Annotated in this window: 15 protein-coding genes; 8 read left to right on the top strand and 7 right to left on the bottom strand. The window is 66.4% G+C overall.

All coding sequences use genetic code 11. From position 1 onward, the window contains the following. Window positions 1-212 precede the first annotated feature (212 nt). Window positions 213-1,091, bottom strand: a complete 879-nt coding sequence (gcvA, locus tag FQU96_RS32805; RefSeq protein ID WP_146545618.1) for a transcriptional regulator GcvA — start codon at window positions 1,089-1,091, stop codon at window positions 213-215. Between the two features lie 112 nt (window positions 1,092-1,203). Here gcvA and FQU96_RS32810 point away from each other — a divergent pair, with 112 nt between their 5' ends. After that, window positions 1,204-2,958 carry an acyl-CoA dehydrogenase family protein gene (locus FQU96_RS32810; protein ID WP_146545619.1) on the top strand — a complete coding sequence of 585 codons (1,755 nt, stop codon included), beginning with the start codon at window positions 1,204-1,206 and terminating at the stop codon, window positions 2,956-2,958. Between the two features lie 143 nt (window positions 2,959-3,101). Beyond that, window positions 3,102-4,094 carry a tripartite tricarboxylate transporter substrate binding protein gene (locus FQU96_RS32815; RefSeq protein WP_146545620.1) on the top strand — a complete coding sequence of 331 codons (993 nt, stop codon included), beginning with the start codon at window positions 3,102-3,104 and terminating at the stop codon, window positions 4,092-4,094. 98 nt (window positions 4,095-4,192) lie between these two features. Here FQU96_RS32815 and FQU96_RS32820 read toward each other — a convergent pair whose 3' ends face one another. From FQU96_RS32820 to FQU96_RS32840, 5 genes are all read right to left on the bottom strand, one after another. Continuing rightward, window positions 4,193-5,692, bottom strand: coding sequence for a sugar ABC transporter ATP-binding protein (locus FQU96_RS32820; RefSeq protein WP_146545621.1), 1,500 nt, complete (start codon window positions 5,690-5,692; stop codon window positions 4,193-4,195). Then, window positions 5,689-6,786, bottom strand: a complete 1,098-nt coding sequence (locus FQU96_RS32825) for an SMP-30/gluconolactonase/LRE family protein (protein ID WP_146545622.1) — start codon at window positions 6,784-6,786, stop codon at window positions 5,689-5,691. The genes FQU96_RS32820 and FQU96_RS32825 overlap by 4 nt, the downstream gene beginning before the upstream one ends. Continuing rightward, window positions 6,783-8,900, bottom strand: a complete 2,118-nt coding sequence (locus FQU96_RS32830; protein ID WP_146545721.1) for an SMP-30/gluconolactonase/LRE family protein — start codon at window positions 8,898-8,900, stop codon at window positions 6,783-6,785. Before FQU96_RS32830 ends, FQU96_RS32825 begins: the two co-directional genes overlap by 4 nt. A 187-nt stretch (window positions 8,901-9,087) precedes the next feature. Continuing rightward, window positions 9,088-10,113, bottom strand: a complete 1,026-nt coding sequence (locus tag FQU96_RS32835; protein WP_146545623.1) for a sugar ABC transporter substrate-binding protein — start codon at window positions 10,111-10,113, stop codon at window positions 9,088-9,090. A gap of 42 nt (window positions 10,114-10,155) precedes the next feature. Then, a complete protein-coding gene (locus FQU96_RS32840) occupies window positions 10,156-11,127 on the bottom strand; it encodes an ABC transporter permease (RefSeq protein WP_146545624.1) in 972 nt (323 codons plus the stop codon). A gap of 469 nt (window positions 11,128-11,596) precedes the next feature. On the opposite strand from FQU96_RS32840, the gene FQU96_RS32845 reads away from it, so the two are divergent. Beyond that, the gene (locus FQU96_RS32845; RefSeq protein WP_255468682.1) at window positions 11,597-12,004 is read left to right on the top strand and encodes a MarR family winged helix-turn-helix transcriptional regulator; all 408 of its coding nucleotides are present in this window, start codon (window positions 11,597-11,599) and stop codon (window positions 12,002-12,004) included. Beyond that, entirely contained in the window at window positions 11,997-13,532 is a 1,536-nt protein-coding gene (locus FQU96_RS32850; protein ID WP_218574971.1) for an MDR family MFS transporter, read from the top strand. Before FQU96_RS32845 ends, FQU96_RS32850 begins: the two co-directional genes overlap by 8 nt. A gap of 3 nt (window positions 13,533-13,535) precedes the next feature. Here the strand turns inward: FQU96_RS32850 and FQU96_RS32855 are convergent, their stop codons facing one another. Further along, window positions 13,536-14,492 (bottom strand): alpha/beta hydrolase, encoded by a 957-nt coding sequence (locus FQU96_RS32855; RefSeq protein ID WP_218574972.1) that lies wholly within the window; start codon window positions 14,490-14,492, stop codon window positions 13,536-13,538. A 109-nt stretch (window positions 14,493-14,601) separates the two neighbouring features. Between FQU96_RS32855 and FQU96_RS32860 the strand changes: the two genes are divergently transcribed. The 4 genes from FQU96_RS32860 to FQU96_RS32875 all read left to right on the top strand — a co-directional run bounded on the left by FQU96_RS32860 (window position 14,602) and on the right by FQU96_RS32875 (window position 18,114). Beyond that, the gene (locus tag FQU96_RS32860) at window positions 14,602-15,579 is read left to right on the top strand and encodes an ornithine cyclodeaminase family protein (protein WP_146545626.1); all 978 of its coding nucleotides are present in this window, start codon (window positions 14,602-14,604) and stop codon (window positions 15,577-15,579) included. Between the two features lie 154 nt (window positions 15,580-15,733). After that, window positions 15,734-16,276, top strand: coding sequence for a hypothetical protein (locus tag FQU96_RS32865; RefSeq protein ID WP_146545627.1), 543 nt, complete (start codon window positions 15,734-15,736; stop codon window positions 16,274-16,276). 75 nt (window positions 16,277-16,351) lie between these two features. Then, complete coding sequence (locus FQU96_RS32870; protein ID WP_146545628.1) at window positions 16,352-16,900, top strand: GNAT family N-acetyltransferase; 549 nt, start codon at window positions 16,352-16,354, stop codon at window positions 16,898-16,900. A 197-nt stretch (window positions 16,901-17,097) separates the two neighbouring features. Next, a complete protein-coding gene (locus tag FQU96_RS32875; RefSeq protein WP_146545629.1) occupies window positions 17,098-18,114 on the top strand; it encodes a putative 2-aminoethylphosphonate ABC transporter substrate-binding protein in 1,017 nt (338 codons plus the stop codon). Window positions 18,115-18,126: the final 12 nt, after the last annotated feature.

Genomic DNA, 18,126 nt, shown 5'->3' on the forward strand with positions numbered 1-18,126 from the left:
CTCGGGGTCGTTACCATCGCCGCCATGACCTTGTGGTGGCGGTAAATGTCAACACAACCTAGTACCCACTATCGCTCAAGTGTGACTCGGAACCGTCATCCCGAGCGGAGCGAGGGATCTTTTGATGCAGGCGCACCCGTGCATCACTTGCAGAAGATCCCTCGCTCCGCTCGGGATGACAGTCGCGACTCGCATTCGAGCGATAGCCGGTACTAAGCTTCGGCCTCGGCCGCGAGGAAGGCACGGAACGCCGCCAGCCGCGGATCGGACTGCCGCGACAGGGGATACACCAGATGGAACTCGCGCCGGCTGCGATGGGTGAATGACAGCGACCGCACGAGGCGACCCAGCGCGAGGTCCTCCGCCACCAGGCAGCCCACGCCCATCGCCACGCCGACACCTTCGATCGCGGCCTGGAAGGCAAGACTCATGGTCTCGAAGCGCGGGCCGCGCGTGGCATCGATACCGCCGGCGCCAACCGCCTTCAGCCAGCGCGGCCAGTCGTCCGGCCGCGGATCGTTGTGGATCAGCACATGGCGGCGCAGATCGGCCGGCTGGCGCAACCGGGCAGCCAGTTGCGGGCTGCAGACCGGGAAGACCTCGACCGGCGCCAGCCACACCGCGCCATGACCGGGCCAGTTGCCGTCGCCGATGCGCACGATGGCGTCGAAACCGTCGCGCGCCATGTCGACCGGCGCCAGCGACGTGGTGAGTTGCAGGTCGATGTCGGGATGCTGATCGTGGAAGCGTCGCCAGCGCGGCATCAACCAGCGCATGGCGAAGGTCGGATAGGCGCAGATCGACAATGGACCGTGCCGATCGCGCCCGCGCACCTGCTCGGTGGCCAGCACCAGCCGGTCGAAGGCTTCGCGTACCTCGCGCGCATAGGTCCGTCCGCGCGCCGTCAGCTCGACATTGCGATTGCCACGCACGAACAGCGTCACATCAAGGATTTCCTCGAGCGCCTGGATCTGCCGGCTGACGGCGCCCGGCGTCACGGCCAGATCATCGGCGGCGCGCGCGAAGTTCAGCCGGCGCGCGGCCGCATCGAAGGCCCGCAGGGCGGTCAGCGGGGGCAGTTTGCCAGCCATGTCAGCGTTGATGTCAGATCAACTCAGACAGCGCAATAGTCGATTGTCGCGCCGCCGTCCGTGGGCCATGCGTGAACGTGGATTTCACCAGAACGAAGCCGAGGCAACGACCATGAACGCCATCGCCAAGCCCGCCGCTCCACGCCCGAAATCGGGCTCCGATTTGATCGCGCCGGATTGCCGTGGCCTCAACTTCTGGTCCATCGACCGTTCGCTGCGCGACCTGCTGGCGCTGCATCTCGATCAGGCGGCGCTGGCGCATTTCGCGCCGCACTTCGAGCGGCTGGGCGGCCTCGCCGGCGGTCGCCTCGACGAACTCGCAATGCAAGCCGACAAGCGCACGCCGATCCTGCATTACCGAGACCGTTTCGGCCGCGACGAGGACTGGGTGGAGTATCACCCGGCCTATCGCGAGATGGAGAAGATCGGCTTCGGCGAGTTCGGCCTGCACGCCATGTCGCATAAGCCGGTGCTGGGCTGGTCGACACCGGTGACGCCACTGGTGAAGTACGCCTTCCAGTACCTGTTCGCGCAAGCCGAGTTCGCGTTGCTCTGCCCGCTGTCGGTCACCGACACCTCCACCATGCTGATCCAGAAGTACGCCGATGAGTCGGTGAAACGCCGCTTCGTGCCGCGCATGACCACGCAGGACATGGACACGCTGCTGAAGGGCGCGCAGTTCATGACCGAGAAGGCCGGCGGCTCCGATGTCTCGGGCAACGCGCTCACGGCGAAGCCGGCCGGCGACCACTGGGAACTGTGGGGCGACAAGTGGTTCTGCTCCTGCGTCGATCATGACGTGGTGCTGCTGCTGGCGCGCTGTGAAGGCGCGCCGGCGGGCAATGCCGGCCTGTCGCTGTTCGCCATGCCGCGGCGGCTCGACGACGGCAGCCGTAACCGCTACCGCGCGGTGCGGCTGAAGGACAAGATGGGTTCGCGCTCGATGGCGGCGGGCGAGACCATCATGGAGGGCGCCGTCGCCTATCTGCTGGGCGAACAGAACCGCGGCCTGAAGCAGATGATGGACCAGGTGAACCTGTCACGGCTGTCGCACGGCTTCCGCGCCGCCGGCATGATGCGGCGCTGCCTCAACGAAGCGCTGCAGGTGGCACGCCACCGCAGCACGTTCGGCCGCACGGTGATCGAGCATCCGATGGCGCGCCGCCAGCTCTTGAAGCTGATGCTGCCCACCGAGCAGGCATTGACGATGGCGATGGCCGCCGCCGTGGCGATGACGCGCGGCGATGAGGGCCAGCTGCGGATCCTCACACCCATGCTGAAGTACCGCGCATGCCGCGACAACGTCACGGTGGCGACCGGTGCCATGGAGATGCGCGGCGGCAACGGCTACATCGAGGACTGGGGCAACGCCAAGCTGGTGCGCGATGCGCATCTGGGCCTGCTGTGGGAAGGCACCAGCAGCGTCAACGCGCTCGACATCGTACGCCGCGCCGTCGGCCGCGAGCGGGCGCACGAGGCGCTGGCCGAAGCCCTGCACAAGGATATCGCCGACGCGCCGATTCCCGGCCAGTTCCGCAGCCGCATCGCACAGCTGGTCGATCGCGCCGTCGCCTTCGCCGACACGGTGGCGCGCCAGCCCGATGCCGAGGCGTCCTGCCGACGCGCGGCGAGCGGCCTCTACCACACCACCAGCGCGGCATTGATGGCAGCCGAGGGCGCACGGCTGGGGGCGCAGGGCGGCGACGCGCGGCGCCTGCTGCTGGCGCGCCTGGTCATCGACCACCGCCTGGGCAACGCCGATCCCTTCAGCCTGCCCGACCATCGCTGGGAGGACGCCGTCACCGCGCGCCTACTGGATGATGCCGTGGTGACGCTGGACGACGCCCAGCAGCTGCTCGCCGGCTGAACAACGATCCTTCATCGCAAGCGAGCGTCATCCCGAGCGCAGCGAGGGATCTCCTGCGAACGGAGCCTCCTGTCGCGGGAGATCCCTCGCTGCGCTCGGGATGACGGCTTGCTCGCAGGACACATCAGCACAGGACCAGACTCATGACTCCTCCCCTCGCCCGTCGGCGACTGCTTGCCCGCGGCGCCGCCCTGCTCGCCACGCCCTTCGTCTCGCGCCCCGGCCTTGCCGCCGACGCCTATCCGAGCAAGCCGATCAAGCTCACGCTGGGCTTCGCGCCCGGCGGCATCACCGACATCCTGGCGCGCATCGTGGCGGTACACCTGGCATCCGCGCTGAAGACGCAAGTGATCGTCGACAATCGCCCGGGCGCCGGCGGCAACATCGCCGCCGCCCAGGTCGCGCGTGCCGCACCCGATGGCTACGCCCTGCTGTTCGGCACGCTGGGCACCGCCGTCACCAACCAGTTCATCTACAAGGACATGCCGTTCGACACGGCCAAGGACTTCGCGCCGGTCGGGTTGGTGGGCAGCGTTCCCAACGTGCTGCTGGTGCATCGCGACGTGCCGGCCGCGACCGTCCAGGAGTACATCGCGCTTGCCAAGGCCAAGCCCGGCAGCCTGAGCTACGGCTCGGCGGGACTGGGCAGTTCCACCCACCTGGGCATGGAACTGTTCAAGACCATGACCGGCATCGCCGTCGAGAACGTGCCCTACAAGGGCAGCGCGCTGCTGCTGCAGGACCTGCTGGCAGGCCGCATCCCCTCGGCGATGGACAGCATCTCGATCCACCTGCCGCACATCCGCAGCGGTGCCATCCGCGCGCTGGGCGTGACCTCACCGACGCGCGCGCCTGATCTGCCCGACGTGCCCACCATCGCCGAGGTCGCGGTGCCGGGTTATGACGCGGTGGTATGGCTCTACGTCTCGGCGCCGGCCGGCACGCCGCAACCGATCGTGAGCCGCCTGAGCGAGGCGATCGTGGCCGGCGTGCGCTCGGCCGACCTGCAGCGTCAAATCCGCGACGTCGGCGCGGTGCCGCTGCCCGGCACGGCCGACGATCTCGCCCGCCACGTCGCGGCGGAGACCGTGAAGTGGAAGAAGATCGTCGATGCCGCGGGGCTCAAGCCGGAGTGAGGCGGTAGCCTGTCATCCCGAGCGCAGCGAGGGATCTTCTGCGACGGAGTCTCCCTTCGTAGAAGATCCCTCGCTCCGCTCGGGATGACGAGCGTGTCTCAGTGAATCGCGGCGTACATGATTTTTTCTTCGGTGGCCTCGAGGGCAGAGTATTCCTCCACCACCTTGCCCTGGCGGCTCACCAGGATGCGGTCCGACAGCGCCATCACTTCGGGCAGGTAGGACGAAATCACCACCACGGCCTTGCCCTGGTCGGCAAGGTCATTGATCAGGCGGTGGATCTCGGCGATGGCGCCGACATCGACGCCGCGCGTCGGCTCATCGAAGATCACCAGCTCCGGTTCCTGCACCAGCGACTTGGCGATCACCATCTTCTGCTGATTGCCGCCCGACAGCTCGACCGCCTTCACGTCGGCGCTGATGGCACGGATGTTGAGCGCCTTGGCCCAGGTCTCGCCCAGCGCCTTGGCGGCCGAGCCCGAGATCAGGCTGCCACCCTTGGCGCGCAGCTTGGCGAGCTGGCCGATGTAGATGTTGCGCGCGATCGACATGGTCTCGAAGAAGCCCTCGATCTTGCGATCCTCGGTGATGTAGGCGATGCCGTCGCGCACCGCCGGCGCCGGCACGCGGTAGCGCACCGGCTTGTCGTGCAGCAGGATCTCGCCACCGTGGAAGAAGTCGCGTTTGATGACGCCTGACACGACCTTGAACGTCTCGGTGCGGCCGGCACCGACCAGGCCGAAGACGCCGGTGATCTGGCCGGCGAACACCGACAGCGAGTTGTTCTTCACCATCGAGGCCATGCGCAGGTTCTGCACCGAGAGCACGCGCTTGCCAGCCGGCCGCACGGTGGTCTTGCGCTGGCCGTAGAGCGTCTGCGACAGGTCGCGCCCGACCATGGCCTGCACGATGCGGGCGCGATCGAACCTGGCGACATCGTCGGTCACGACATGCTTGCCGTCGCGCAGCACGGTGATGCGGTCGGCGATCAGCAGCGCCTCCTCCAGCGCGTGCGAAATGAAGATCACCGACACGCCGCGTTTCTTCAGATCGCGCACCAGGTCGAAGAAGTATTTCTTCTCCTCCGGCGTCAGCGATGCCGTCGGCTCGTCGAAGATGATCACCTTGGCGTTGTGCAGCACGGCACGCGCGATCTCGACCATCTGCTTCTTGGCGGCGCCCAGCAGGCTGACGGTCGCGGTCGGCGCCACGTCGAAGTTCAGCGACTGCAGAAACTGCTGGGCCGCGATATAGATGCCGCGCAGGCGATTGAAGAACTTCTCCTGTCCCAGGAACAGATTCTGGGCCACCGTCATGGTCGGCACCAGGCTGTTCTCCTGGAACACCATCGCCACGCCCAGGTCACGGGCTTCGTTGGGCGTGCGCGGCATGGCCTCGCGACCCTCGACCAGCATCTGGCCCGACGTCAGGGTCACGACTCCGGCCATCACCTTGGTCAAGGTCGACTTGCCGGCGCCGTTCTCGCCGACCAGGGCGTGGACCTCGCCCTGGAGCAAGGTGAAGTCGACATCCTCGATCGCCGGCACGCCGGCATATTTCTTGGTCGCCTTGCGCAGTTCCAGAATGGGTGTGCTCATGCCTGGAGACTCCGCTCGATGTCGGCCACGTCCAGGCGCAGGACGCGCCGGCGTCCCTTGGACAGGACCGTCAGCGCGCCGCCGCATTCGACCGCCGCCACGACGCCATGGTGCGTACCATCGACGCGGCTGTGCAGCGAGTAGCGCACCAGCCCTTCGGTTGAGAGCCGCATCACCAGCCCATAGGAGCGCGGCGGCGCCCACGGCTTGAGGATGCCCATGGTCTTGATGTGGGCACCCTGCATCGGCTCCAGAAAGCTGGTGCTGGCACTGAGCGACGGCGCCATCCAGTAGCGCGGGTCGATCTCGGCCATCATGCGCTTGCGATAGGCCGGCTCGCGCAGGATGAACTCGATGAGCTGGGTGCGCGCCGTGAAGGCGGTCAGCCAGTACCCGCCGCCCGTTGCCGGCGTCAGCCGCGACGGATAGGCCGGCAGGCGATCGACAACGACGGCGCCCGCCCCGGTGCCGTTGTACCGCACGACGCGGTGCCGCCAGCTTTCGCAGACCCAGGCCGTACCGTCGGCGGCACAGGCGCCGAAGGAATAGGCCAGCCCGCTTGCGATCTCGCGGGCACCGCCGTCCGCCGGTGACAGTTGGATCAGCCGGCCACTGCGGCCCAGTTCCATCAGGTCATGCGACCATTGCCCATAGGGTCGCGCTTGCGATCCGTCGGTGGCCAGCAGGCCGCCATCCGGCGCCGCGCTCAGCGCGTTGACGGCCTTGAACGCGCGGCCGCCCGCGGCATCCCAGGTCCGCCCGTCATGCGCGCCGCCCATCAGGCGCACGCGCTCGCCATCCAACGCCACGGCAAAGCCGCCGCCCGGCAGGCAGGCCAGCGCCGTGATCGTGCCATCGGCCGCCGCCACCTCCGCCGGTCCGCCGGCATCGAGCCGCAGGATCCGGGCGCCATCGGCGACAAAGACCGCCTGGCCGTCGGTGGCGAGGTCCTCCGGTGCCTCGAGTTCGCAGACGACAGCCGCTTCCTCCAGCAGCTGGTTGGGCTTCAGCGCGCCGTCGAACGGCGGCACGGTGATGGCCGCATCGCCGCGACCGAAGACGCGATCGGTGAAGTCCTTCAGCGCGGCGATCACGATGCCTTCCCCCACCGCTTGTCGTACTGCACGAAGTTGGGGTCGGCGTCGGACAGCTTGTAGCGGCCGATGCGGTTGTTGAGGATGCCGCCGAGGTAGAGGTGACCACGGTGCTCGCGCATCGACGTGATCATCGGGTGGTTCTGACCACCCAGGTCCCACATCGACTCCAGCACCTCGCCCTTCTCGTTGAACTTGATGACGCAGCCGGTGTTGATGTTGGCGAACAGCCACTCGTCGACCGGCAGGCGCTTGGCCATGCGACGGCGGAAGCCGGGCATACGCCAGGCAAGATCGAGCGCCGGGCAGCGCATGCCCACCATGGCCAGCCAGTAATTGCCGTCCGACGCCAGGTTGATGTTGTCGGGATAGCCCGGCAGGTTATCCATCACCATCTCGACCTGGCCCTTCTTGGGGCCATCGAACCAATAGCGCTTGACGGTGCAGCCGAAGGTCTCGGCGAACAGGATGGATTGTCCGTCGCTGGCGATACAGATGCCGTTGGGGAACTTCAGGCCGCTGACGGCGGTATGCGTGGTGTTGGTGTTGGGGTCATAGCAGATGATGCGGCCGTTGCCGCGCGCCTCGACGCTCTCGACCGGCCATTCGTCCATCTCGTAGCGCACGGTGGCCTCCGAGAAGAAAACACGGCCGTCGTCGGCGATATCCAGATCGTCGGCCAGCCGCAGGCGGCTGTCGTCGTTGACCGAGCGCCAGCTGCGGTTGGTCTCGTCGGTGGCCTTCTCGACCTTGCGATCGGGCGTGATGCGATAGAGCCCCATGCCGCCGATGCAGACATAGAGGTTGTCCTGGCGATCGAACGCCATCCCCAGCGGCTGGCCGCCGATATGGGCATAGACCTCCCAGCGTTCGTAGTTGGGCGGAAAGAAGCGCACGACGTCGCCGTGCCGCGAGCCAGCGTAGAGATTGTCGTGGCGATCGAGGATCACATCCTCGGGCGCCTCGATCTCGCCCAGCCCGATCGCCGAGACGTTGCGCAGCTTGTCGTTCTGCGCGAACGGCGTGCCGCTGTCGGGCGCCGTGCTCGGGCATGGCGGCAGCGCATGGTAGGTCGGGCTGACATAGACCTTGCTGATGATGCGATGGCGGTTCTTCAGCCAGCGAATGTCGATCACCGCCGCCAGGATGAGGATGCCGGCCAGAACCATGCGGTTGATGCCGCCCGGCGCCGACAGCGACACCAGGCCGTTGGTGATGAAGAGCACGATCAGCGTCCCCACCAGCGCCTTGGCCACCGAGCCCTTGCCGCCGCCCAGGCTGATGCCGCCCAGCACCGCCGCGGTCAGCACCGTCACCTCCAGGCCAAGGCCGATGTCGCTCCCGGCTGTCGCCAGGCGCGCAGCGAAGAACAGACCCGCCACCGCGGTCAATACGCCGCAGGTGACGTAGCACATCGCCACGGTACGCCGCACCGCGATGCCGGAGTTATAGGCCGAGCGCCGCGACCCACCGATGGCCGTGATATGCCAACCGGCCCGCAGGCGGGTGAGGAAGACGTGACCGAAGATCGCGACTGCGGCGTACACCAGCACGATCAGCGGGACACCCAGGATGTCGCCGTCGCCGATGAAATTCCAAGCCTCGGAATCCGGCATGTAGCCGGCGATGGCATTGGAATATTGCAGGATCAGAAGATCGTAGATCGAGCGGTAGACGATCAGCGTGATCAGCGTGGTGATGAAGGCACGCAGGCGCAGGTAGCCGATCAGGATGCCGTTGACGGCCCCCAGCAAGGCGCCGAACAGGAGCGTGATGGGAATGGCGGCGGCGACCGGCCACTTCAGTACATGGATCAGGAACAGCGCGCAGAAATTCGTCAGCGCGAAGGTCGACCCGACGGACAGGTCGATGCCGCCCACGATCATGACCAGCGCCATGCCCAGCACGATGAAGCCGATCTCGCCGGCCTGGCGCGAGGCTGCCGTCAGGCTGGCCGGCGACAGGAAGCCGTCGATCGCCTGGTTGAGACCGAAGGCCACTGCGATCAGCACCATCACCGGGATCGCCGTCTCGGTCCAGCGCTTGGACAGGATCTCACCCAGCATGTGGTCGGGCCAGTAGCGATAGCGCAGGCGCGTGAGTGTCTCGCCCATGCTCTCCGTGGCGGCAGCGGCTTTCGTGCCCGCAGCACCGCGACCGCCCTGGAGGCCCGGTGAGTGGTCGGTCTCGGTTGCTGTGACCATGGCGGAGTCCTCGGTGTCCCACTCTGTCGGCCCTGCCGGCGCGCGCGCCGGCAGGCCTCACACGGTTGTCGTCTCCGCTACGCGGAGGCGGATGGGCTTACTTGCTCAACGTCCAGCAGGTGCCGGGCAGTCCGGCGTTCTCTTTCGTGATCGGAAGCAGCGTCGTATAGATCGAGGCCTTGGCCGTACCCGCCTTGATGCCCGACTGCAGCAGGAACTTGATCATCGTCACCATGCTGCCGCTCTGTGACGGCACGTCATAGCTGAAGTCGACGTCGAAGGCGCCGCTCTTCACCAGGTCGCACGAGCGCGTCTGCTCGCCGCCGCCCGACGTCGCCAGGAACACCTTGCCCGTCAACCCGGCTTCCTGGATCGCGGCCGCCGTGCCGACGTCCATGCCGTCCCAGAAGCCGACCACGCCGCACAGATCGGGATGCTGCTTCAGCACCGTCTGCATGATGCCCTTGGCCTTGGTGGCATCCCAATCCGCCGCCTGGCTCGACACCACCTTGATTTCGGGATGCTTGGCAAACACCTTCTCGACGCCGGTCAGCGTGTAGGCGCTGGCCGCAGCCGACAGCTGGCCCTGCATGATGGCGACCTTGTTCGACTTTCCCTTGCAGGCGTTCACGACCGCTGCCGCCTGCTTCTCGCCCATCTCGATCCAGTCGGCGCCGACATAGGCCGACGAGTTGTAGCTCGAGCGCATGTTGACCTGGATGACATGAATACCGGCAGCTTCGGCCCGCTGCAGCAGCTTGGCATAGGTCGTCACGTCAGGGTTCTGCACCACCATCAGATCGGGTTTCTCGGTGAGCAGCGTGGTCACGGCCTGGGCGCCGGCGTTGGTGCTCCAGTTGGCGTCGCGCAGGACGAACTTCACGCCCAACGGCTCGAGCTCGCGTTTCATGCCGGCGTACCAGCCCTGCATCAGGTCGACATTCATGGCCAGCGGCACATAGGCCACCGTCTTGCCCTGCAGCGCCTTCAGGTAAGGCTCGCGGAAGGGCTCGTCGAGCCCCTTGCCCTGCGCCAGGGCCTGCCCGGCACTCGTGATCAGTCCGGCACACAGCACGCCTGCGGCCAGCGACCGCGACAATTGACGATGATGATGGAACGGCATGGTCTTTTCCTCCTCCAGACGTTCGTTACACAGACGCGAGCCTCAGATATCGCCCTGCTGGGCCGTCTCTTCGTTGCGGGGATTCATGATGGAGTCGATCAGGATGGCGATCAGCAGGATCAGACCCTTGATCAGGTTCTGCGCCGAATAGGACATGTCCAGGATGGTCATGCCGTTGAGCAGCGTGCCGATGAGCAAGGTACCCGTGACGGCGTTGAGCACGCCGCCGCGGCCGCCGCTCAGGCCGATGCCACCCAGCACCACGATGAGGATGACATCGTAGATCATCGTGGAATTGTAGATGCGGGTCTGCATGGTGCCGATCGACGCCGCCATCACCATGCCGGCAAACGCTGCGATCAACGCCGCAAAGACGTACTGGCGCAGGATCAGCGGCCGCGTCGGAATGCCGATGGTGCGGGCGCCCTGAGGGTTGTCGCCGGTGGCATACAGATAGGTGCCGAAGCGCGTGTAGCGCAGCAGGAAGACGCAGATCAGGATCGTGATCCCGAACATCACCACCGGCAGCGGGATGCCGGCAACGGTGCCGCGACCGAACCAGGCCACGACATCAAGCTGCGGCGGCCACGGCACGAGATCGAGCGTGAACCAGGCGACCTGCCCCAACCCGGCCAGAAAGAGTCCCGATGCGAGTGTCGTGAAGAGCGACGGCACCTCGGCGTAAGCGATCAGCCAGCCGTTCACGAGGCCGAAGATCACGACCAGTGCGATCGCCGCGGCGAAGGCCACGCCCACCGAATAGCCGCCGTTCACCATCTGCAGCAGCAGTCCGGGCGGCACCGCGAGCGCCGCGATCATCGAAATGTCGATGCCGCGCCCGATGACCACGATCGCCATGCCCAGTCCAAGAATGCCCAGGATGGCCACGTTCTGCAGCAGCGCCACGATGTTGCTGGCGCTGAAGAAGCCCGGCAGGAATAACGAGAACGCGAGAAACAGAACGATGAAGATGGCGAAGACGATGGTCTGCTGTGACAAGCGGATACTGCTCATCGACGATCCTCACCCGATTCCTGCCCTACGCTATGAACGATCGTTCATATTCAGTCCGTTATGGGGTGCCGACGGCTGACCCGTCGTCGGCACCGATCGCGCCGCGTAAGATCCATGCGGTTGATGCGCTGCTTCCAGGCCGCAGTCGGGTTGCAGCGGGTTGTTGTCTGCCACCATCGATCGGAGTCGATGCCGACAGCAACAATGAACCGTAGAGCGTTCCTGTAAATGAATGCAATTCATTTTTAGAATCCACCGCACGTTCGCTGTGCGAACAAAAACATCGCACCACGTTTTGCGGTTTGATTCCTGACGGCGGACTGACAACAACCCACCGAAGCCGCATGGCGTCATCCGGCAATCGACATTGCGTCGAACTGATCAGCCCATTACATAGATCATCTATCTATTGACCGACCAGACAGTGATGCCCCGGGCGAAGGGACCCCAGACGAAAACAGAGGCCGCCGTGCTGGCGGACCAGTTGCGGCCGATCCTGCAACGCCTGCAACGCCACCTGCGACGCCAGAACCAGGCAGTGGGTGCTTCGCCGCTGCACATGGGCCTGCTGAACACGATCGCGCAGCAGGAGGGGGTTGGCATCGGCGACCTGGCGGCCCAGGAGAAACTGCGCGGCCCGACGATCACCGCCCACATCAACCAGATGGCGACGGAAGGCTGGGTGGAGCGCCGTCCGTCGGCGGACGACAAGCGCCGCGTGGGCCTGTTCATCACCCGCAAGGGCCGGGCTCTGATGAACGCGACCCAGCAACGACGTGCCGACTGGCTGGCCATGCGCCTGGCCGCCCTGTCGCCCGAAGGCCGCCGCGCCGTGGCCGCCGCGCTGGCACCGCTGGAGGCGCTCTGCCATGACTGAGCCCGGCCCGCCGGACGACAGGAACGACGACGCGCAGGCGCCGACGCACCGCGAGATCCGCACGGTCTATATCGGCCTGATGATCGTGATGGCGCTGAGCGCCATCGACCAGAGCATCGTGGCCACCGCCTTGCCCCGCATCCTCTCCGACCTGGGCGGCGTGCAGCATCTGTCCTGGGTGGTGACCGCCTATGTGCTGGCCACGACCACCACCATGCCACTCTACGGCAAGCTGTCGGACCAGTACGGACGCAAGCCGATGCTTTACACGGCCGTCGCCCTGTTCCTGGTCGGCTCGATCCTGAGCGGTCTGGCGCAAAGCATGCCGCAGTTGATCCTGTTCCGCGCCATCCAGGGCATGGGCGCCGGCGGGCTGCTGCCGCTGGCGCAGATCATCGTCGCGGACCTGGTGCCGCCGCGACAGCGCGGGCGCTACCAGGGCTGGATCGGCGCCGTGTTCGCGCTGTGCAGCGTGCTGGGACCCGTGGTGGGCGGCATCATCACCGATGCGCTCTCCTGGCATTGGATCTTCTTCTTCAATCTGCCCATCGGTATCGGCGCCCTGGTGGTGATCGCCATCACGCTGCGGTCCTCGCGCCGCGGTGTGCCCGGCAGTCGCCTTGACTATCTCGGCGCCATGCTGCTGTCGGGCGCCACCGCCTGCTTCCTGCTGACCCTCACGCTGGGCGGCACGCAACTGCCCTGGGGCTCGCTGGCGCTGATCGGGCTGGCCGCGGCGGCGGTCGTGCTGGCGGTGCTGTTCCTGATGTGGGAGCGCGTCGCGGCCGAACCGATTCTGCCGCTGCATCTCTTCCGGGAACGCGTCTACAGCGTCGGCAGCCTGGTGCTGGCGCTGACCTTCATGGCGCTGCTGGGCAGCAGCACATTCTTTCCGCTGTTTTTCCAGGTGGTGATGGGGCTGTCACCGTCGAGTTCGGGCCTGCTGATCGCGCCGCAAGCCGTCGGCATCTTCATCTCCGCCCGCATCAACGGTCGTATCCTGGTGGCCAAGGGCCGCTACAAGCCGTTACAGATCTGCGGCCTGTCCACGGCGCTGGTCGCTTTCGTCTGGCTGGCGTGGGCAGCCGGGGCGGCGCAGCCCCTGGTGATACTGGCGCCGGCCATCCTGCTGCTGGGCCTCGGGTTGGGCTTCGTCACGCCCAACATGAACGTCGCCATCCAGAACGCGGCACCGCCGGCCGACATGGGTGCCGCCACGGCATCGGCCAGCTTCTTCCGTTCATTGGGGGGCGTGGTCGGCGTGGCCGGCTCCGGCGCCATTCTCACCAATCATCTTCACACTGCGCTGGCCTCGGGCGCCTTCGCCGGAGTCCTGCAGCCCGACATGCTGATGAAGGGCGCCCTGCAGGACATCGCCAACCTGCCGGCGGCGGCGCACGATGCCGTGGCCGCGATCTACCGCCATGGCATCGCGACCACGTTCTCGGTCGGTGCCGCTATCGTGGCGCTGGCGCTCGTCGCCCTGCTGTTCCTGCCCGAACGGCCGCTGCGCACGACGCATCGCTGAACATCACCGCGCTGCCAGGCGCCGCAAGAACGCATCGACATCCGTCGTGTAGCTGCCGGGCAGACCCAGAGTCCGGTTGATCTCGCCGTGTGAGAGCGCCACCGGCAAGACCATCACACGGCCACCCATCCCGTTTGCCTTGGCGGCAAAAGCCCGCGCCTGCGGACAGGCATTGGCACGCTGGCTGGAGCAAACGAGCAGCATCGGCGATGGCGCCGAAGTGAGGCGATGGATCGGCGAGGCCTTGCGCCACACAGCCGGATCGGACCCGAACGCCCTGTCGTACAGCGGGAAATGGCGCGCGTTCATGATTTCCACGACATCGAGTGCCGCTGAGTCCAGAGCCACGGTTCCCCGCCACGGGGTTGCCCCCTGCCGGGCAGCGATAGCCGGATCCGCCGCCAGCAACGCGACAAGGTGGGCGCCGGCGGAATGTCCCATGAGCACGAGCCGCGCCGGATCGCCACCCCAGGACGGTGCCCGCGACTGCGCCGCGGCCAGCGCCCGAGCAACGTCATCGGCCTGTCCGAGCGGACCGGTGCCGGGCAGCAGACGGTAGTTGATCGAGACAAAAATGAAGCCTTCGGGCAACCACCTGGCAATCTTGTTGGCAACGACACCGGCCGACGCCTTGTCGCCGATCGCCCAGCCGCCGCCATGGACCATGAGCAGGATGGGCGCGGCGCGGGGTTGCGCCGGCAGATAGATGTCCATCCGCTGCGCCGGATCAGCGCCATACGCGACATCGCGCAGGAGGCGGCTGCCGGCAGGCAACGCGATTGGCCCGTCGCGCCCGCCCGCGTCATCGAGATCCGACGCCGGCGATACGGCCCCGGGACGAGAGCCTGTGCGACCTTGCGCCAGGGCTTGCGGGCCCGCCAAAAGCACCACCGCGATCGCCATGATCGTCCTGCGCGACAGACGGCGGTCACCGGCGAGAGGCGAAGGATCAACAGTCATGATACTCCAACGTCGGCTCACGCGATGGGTACGGACCGGAAGGACCGTTCATCCCTGGCCGCGGCATCGACTTGCCGACGCCCAGGGTGGTGCCTGATACAAGGAAGCCATGGCGGAAACTCTGCTGCTCACCCGCACCGACGTTGTGCGCCTGCTCGATCAGCAAGCCCTGCACACGGCATTGCGTGAGGCCTTCATTGCCTACTCGCTGCGCCGCAGCGTGGCGGCGCAGCGCTTTGTCGTGCCCCTGCCGGCGACTGCCCCAGCCGGTAGCAACGGCATGCTGCTGGCACCCGGCCTGATCGACGGCATCCCCGCGTACAGCGTCAAGGTCCATGCCAAGTTCCCCGCCCAGAAACCGGCCATCAAGGGTGTCCTGGCCCTGCACGACCTGCAGACCGGCGACCTGCTGGCGCTGATGGATTCGACGTACCTGACGGCGATGCGCACGGGCATCGCCGGTGCCCTGGGTACGGACGCGCTGGCCCGTCCCGATGCCGGTACCATTGCCATTATCGGCGCCGGCGCCCAGGGCGAGCTGCAGTTGCGCGCGCTGGCGGCGATCCGCCGCCTGGAGCAGGTGGTGGTCTACGACACCTACCACGCCGCGGCCGTCGCCTTTTGCACCAAGCTGGGCCCTGCCCTGGACCTGCCGATGCGGGCCGAAGCCGACCTGCGCAAGGCGGTGCTGGCCGGCGACATCGTCATCACCGCCACGTGGGCCGCCGCGCCTTTCATCGATGCCGCCATGCTGCGGCCCGGTACCCATGTCACGACCCTGGGTCCCGATCAGCCCGGCAAGGCCGAGGTCGCCGCCGATGCACTGCGCGCCGGCTTGTTCGTGTGCGACGACCCCGACCTGGCACTGTCCATGGGTGCGCTCGGCGGGGTTGGCCTGGGCCGCGACGCCATCCACGCCGAGCTGGGCGAGGTGCTGGCTGGCCATAAGCCGGGCCGCCCGCACGCGCGAGCCATTACCATCTTCGGCAGCGTCGGGCTGGCTTTCCAGGATCTCGCTGCCGGCTGGCTGGTCTACCAGCGCGCCCGAACGGAAGGTGTGGGAACAACCGTCAATTTCGCCCAGTGATATATCAAGAAATTGATTTAATTATTTGAAATATATGAAATAAATTTCGTTTCTTAAAGTTATTGATGAACTTTTTGCGACATCACTTCAAAATCTCCCTTCATCTCCGCACCGTCCCGGTGGTAGGGTACTGCATATTTTGGGGCGTCATGGGATGCCCGCCGATTTTAAAGCAAGCCATTCAGTCCATACATGGAGAGCCGTAGTGCGTCGGCATATTGTTGTGGTGGCTGATGATGATGTGGCCCGTCGTTGCGAAACTGTCGAGGCGCTGAGGGCAAGCAACATCGAGGCCTATCCGCCTCCACCGGATGACAAAAACCCGGATAGGCCGGTGATGGACCTGATCCGCGAGCTCAAGCCGCGAATCGTGGTGTGTCGCCAGAGCCTGAGCAGCATGTCGATGTTCTACCCTCTGCGGGCGCTGAAGGAACCACCGATGGTGGTCGTGCTGTCCAATGGCAGTTCGGCCGAGGACGAGGTCCATTACGTCGATCGTCTCATCATCGCATCGATCCGCGCGCCGGTGCGGATGGCCGCCCTGTCCCGCTTCATCAGGACGGCGCTCACCATCACCGCGCGCCTGGACGACCCCGAGGAGCAGGCTTCCGCCGAAGTCCTGATCCATCCCGCCGTCGGGCGCTATACCGACCCGGTCCTGCGCCTGGCGCGCCCGCGCACAGGCTCCGGATCGTAGCTCGCCCCAGAGCGACTCGACAGGGAACCAACGCTGCGGCAGGTTCGGCCGCTGCGTTGATCCTGATCTGTCCGAATGCCGCCGCCGACTTTCATCCGCGATTCGCGCGACGACGACGTCGCTGCCATCACCCGCATATACGCCCACCACGTCCTGCACGGACTGGCCTCGTTCGAGGAAACCGCCCCGCCGCCTGAGGAAATGGCCCGCCGACGCGCCGACTACCTGGCGCAGGGCTATCCCTACATCGTGGCCGAGCGCGATGGCCGAGTGGTCGGCTATGCCTATGCCGCCGCCTATCGCACACGGCCGGCGTATCGCTTCGCGGTCGAGAATTCGATCTACATCGACCAGGAAGACCGCCAGGGCGGCATCGGCTCGGCCCTGCTGCCGGCCCTGATCGAGCGCTGCGAGGCCCTCGGCTTCCGCCAGATGATCGCTGTCATCGGCGACAGCGCCAACGCTGCCTCGATCGGCCTGCATGCCAAGTTCGGCTTTCGCACCGTGGGCACCCTCGCCGCCATCGGCTGGAAGCACGGCCGCTGGGTCGACAGTGTCCTGATGCAGCGCGCCCTGGGTACGGGCGACAGCGCGGCGCCGGCGCACGGATCGCCCCGCACGTAATCTACACAGCCGTTGTCATAAGACTGTTACAGGCGCGCCCTAGGTTGCGCCTGCGTTGGAGTACCGCTTCGCACGTGGGCGCCCCGGGGAATCGCATGGCGCGTGATGCGTTGCGCGGCAGCAGCTGACCATCGTTGTTCGAGACCGGTCCCGGCGTTGGCTGGCTGAAGCGCAGCCGCAAACGAGACGGAGAGATCATGTCGATACGCAACCTGTGCACCGCAGCGGCCTTGGCGCTTTGCGGGCTGTCCACCATCGCCCGGGCGCAGGAGCTGACGGTCTATACGGCGCTGGAAGCCGACCAGACCAAGGCGTACCAGGCCGCGTTCGAGAAGGCCAACGCCGGCGTCAAGATTCGCTGGGTCCGTGATTCGACCGGCGTGGTCACGGCCAAGCTGCTGGCCGAAAAGAGCAATCCGCAGGCGGACGTGATCTTCGGCCTAGCCGCGACCTCGATCATGCTGCTGGACAAGGAAGGCATGCTGATGGCGTACGCGCCCGGCGGCCTCGACAAGATCAAGCCCGCCATGCGCGATGCGGCGCAGCCGCCGAAATGGGTGGGCATGGACGTCTGGGCGTCGGCGCTGTGCTTCAACACCATCGAAGCCGGCAAGAAGAAGCTGGCGGCGCCGACGTCATGGGCGGACCTCGCCAAGGCCGACTATCGCGGCCAGATCGCCATGCCGAACCCGGCATCGTCGGGCACCGGCTACCTCATGGTGTCGGGCTGGCTGCAGCTGATGGGCGAGGACAAGGGCTGGGCCTTCATGGACGCCCTGCACCAGAACATCGCCGCCTATACCCATTCCGGCTCCAAGCCGTGCCGGCAGGCCGCGGCTGGCGAATACACCGTCGGGCTGTCCTTCGAGTACCGCGCCAACCGCACCAAGAAGGACGGCGCACCGATCGACGTCGTGCTGCCGAGCGAAGGCCTGGGCTGGGACATGGAAGCCGCGGCGATCATGGCGACAACGAAAAAGGCCGACGCGGCCAAGAAGCTGCTCGACTGGTCGGTCACGCCCGAGGCCAACCAGCTCTATGCCCAGAATTTCGCCATCGTGGCCGTGCCCGGGATCCAGGCCAGGCTCGAGCACATCAAGGGCGACGTCGAGAAGATGCTGGTGAAGAACGATTTCACCTGGGCGGCAACCAACCGCGAACGCATCCTCAACGAATGGTCACGGCGCTACGGCGGCAAGACCGAAAAGCAGTGATCGCACGCGGAG

It is taken from the genome of Reyranella sp. CPCC 100927 (assembly GCF_007859315.1).
In the GTDB taxonomy this organism is placed as follows: Bacteria; Pseudomonadota; Alphaproteobacteria; order Reyranellales; family Reyranellaceae; genus Vineibacter.

Bases quoted from the DNA above. Each gene is read 5' to 3' on its own strand.
- gcvA (WP_146545618.1), bottom strand. From the start codon at position 1,091: ATGGCTGGCAAACTGCCCCCGCTGACCGCCCTGCGGGCCTTCGATGCG.
- FQU96_RS32810 (WP_146545619.1), top strand. From the start codon at position 1,204: ATGAACGCCATCGCCAAGCCCGCCGCTCCACGCCCGAAATCGGGCTCC.
- FQU96_RS32815 (WP_146545620.1), top strand. From the start codon at position 3,102: ATGACTCCTCCCCTCGCCCGTCGGCGACTGCTTGCCCGCGGCGCCGCC.
- FQU96_RS32820 (WP_146545621.1), bottom strand. From the start codon at position 5,692: ATGAGCACACCCATTCTGGAACTGCGCAAGGCGACCAAGAAATATGCC.
- FQU96_RS32830 (WP_146545721.1), bottom strand. From the start codon at position 8,900: ATGGGCGAGACACTCACGCGCCTGCGCTATCGCTACTGGCCCGACCAC.
- FQU96_RS32835 (WP_146545623.1), bottom strand. From the start codon at position 10,113: ATGCCGTTCCATCATCATCGTCAATTGTCGCGGTCGCTGGCCGCAGGC.
- FQU96_RS32840 (WP_146545624.1), bottom strand. From the start codon at position 11,127: ATGAGCAGTATCCGCTTGTCACAGCAGACCATCGTCTTCGCCATCTTC.
- FQU96_RS32850 (WP_218574971.1), top strand. From the start codon at position 11,997: ATGACTGAGCCCGGCCCGCCGGACGACAGGAACGACGACGCGCAGGCG.
- FQU96_RS32855 (WP_218574972.1), bottom strand. From the start codon at position 14,492: ATGACTGTTGATCCTTCGCCTCTCGCCGGTGACCGCCGTCTGTCGCGC.
- FQU96_RS32860 (WP_146545626.1), top strand. From the start codon at position 14,602: ATGGCGGAAACTCTGCTGCTCACCCGCACCGACGTTGTGCGCCTGCTC.
- FQU96_RS32865 (WP_146545627.1), top strand. From the start codon at position 15,734: ATGCCCGCCGATTTTAAAGCAAGCCATTCAGTCCATACATGGAGAGCC.
- FQU96_RS32870 (WP_146545628.1), top strand. From the start codon at position 16,352: ATGCCGCCGCCGACTTTCATCCGCGATTCGCGCGACGACGACGTCGCT.
- FQU96_RS32875 (WP_146545629.1), top strand. From the start codon at position 17,098: ATGTCGATACGCAACCTGTGCACCGCAGCGGCCTTGGCGCTTTGCGGG.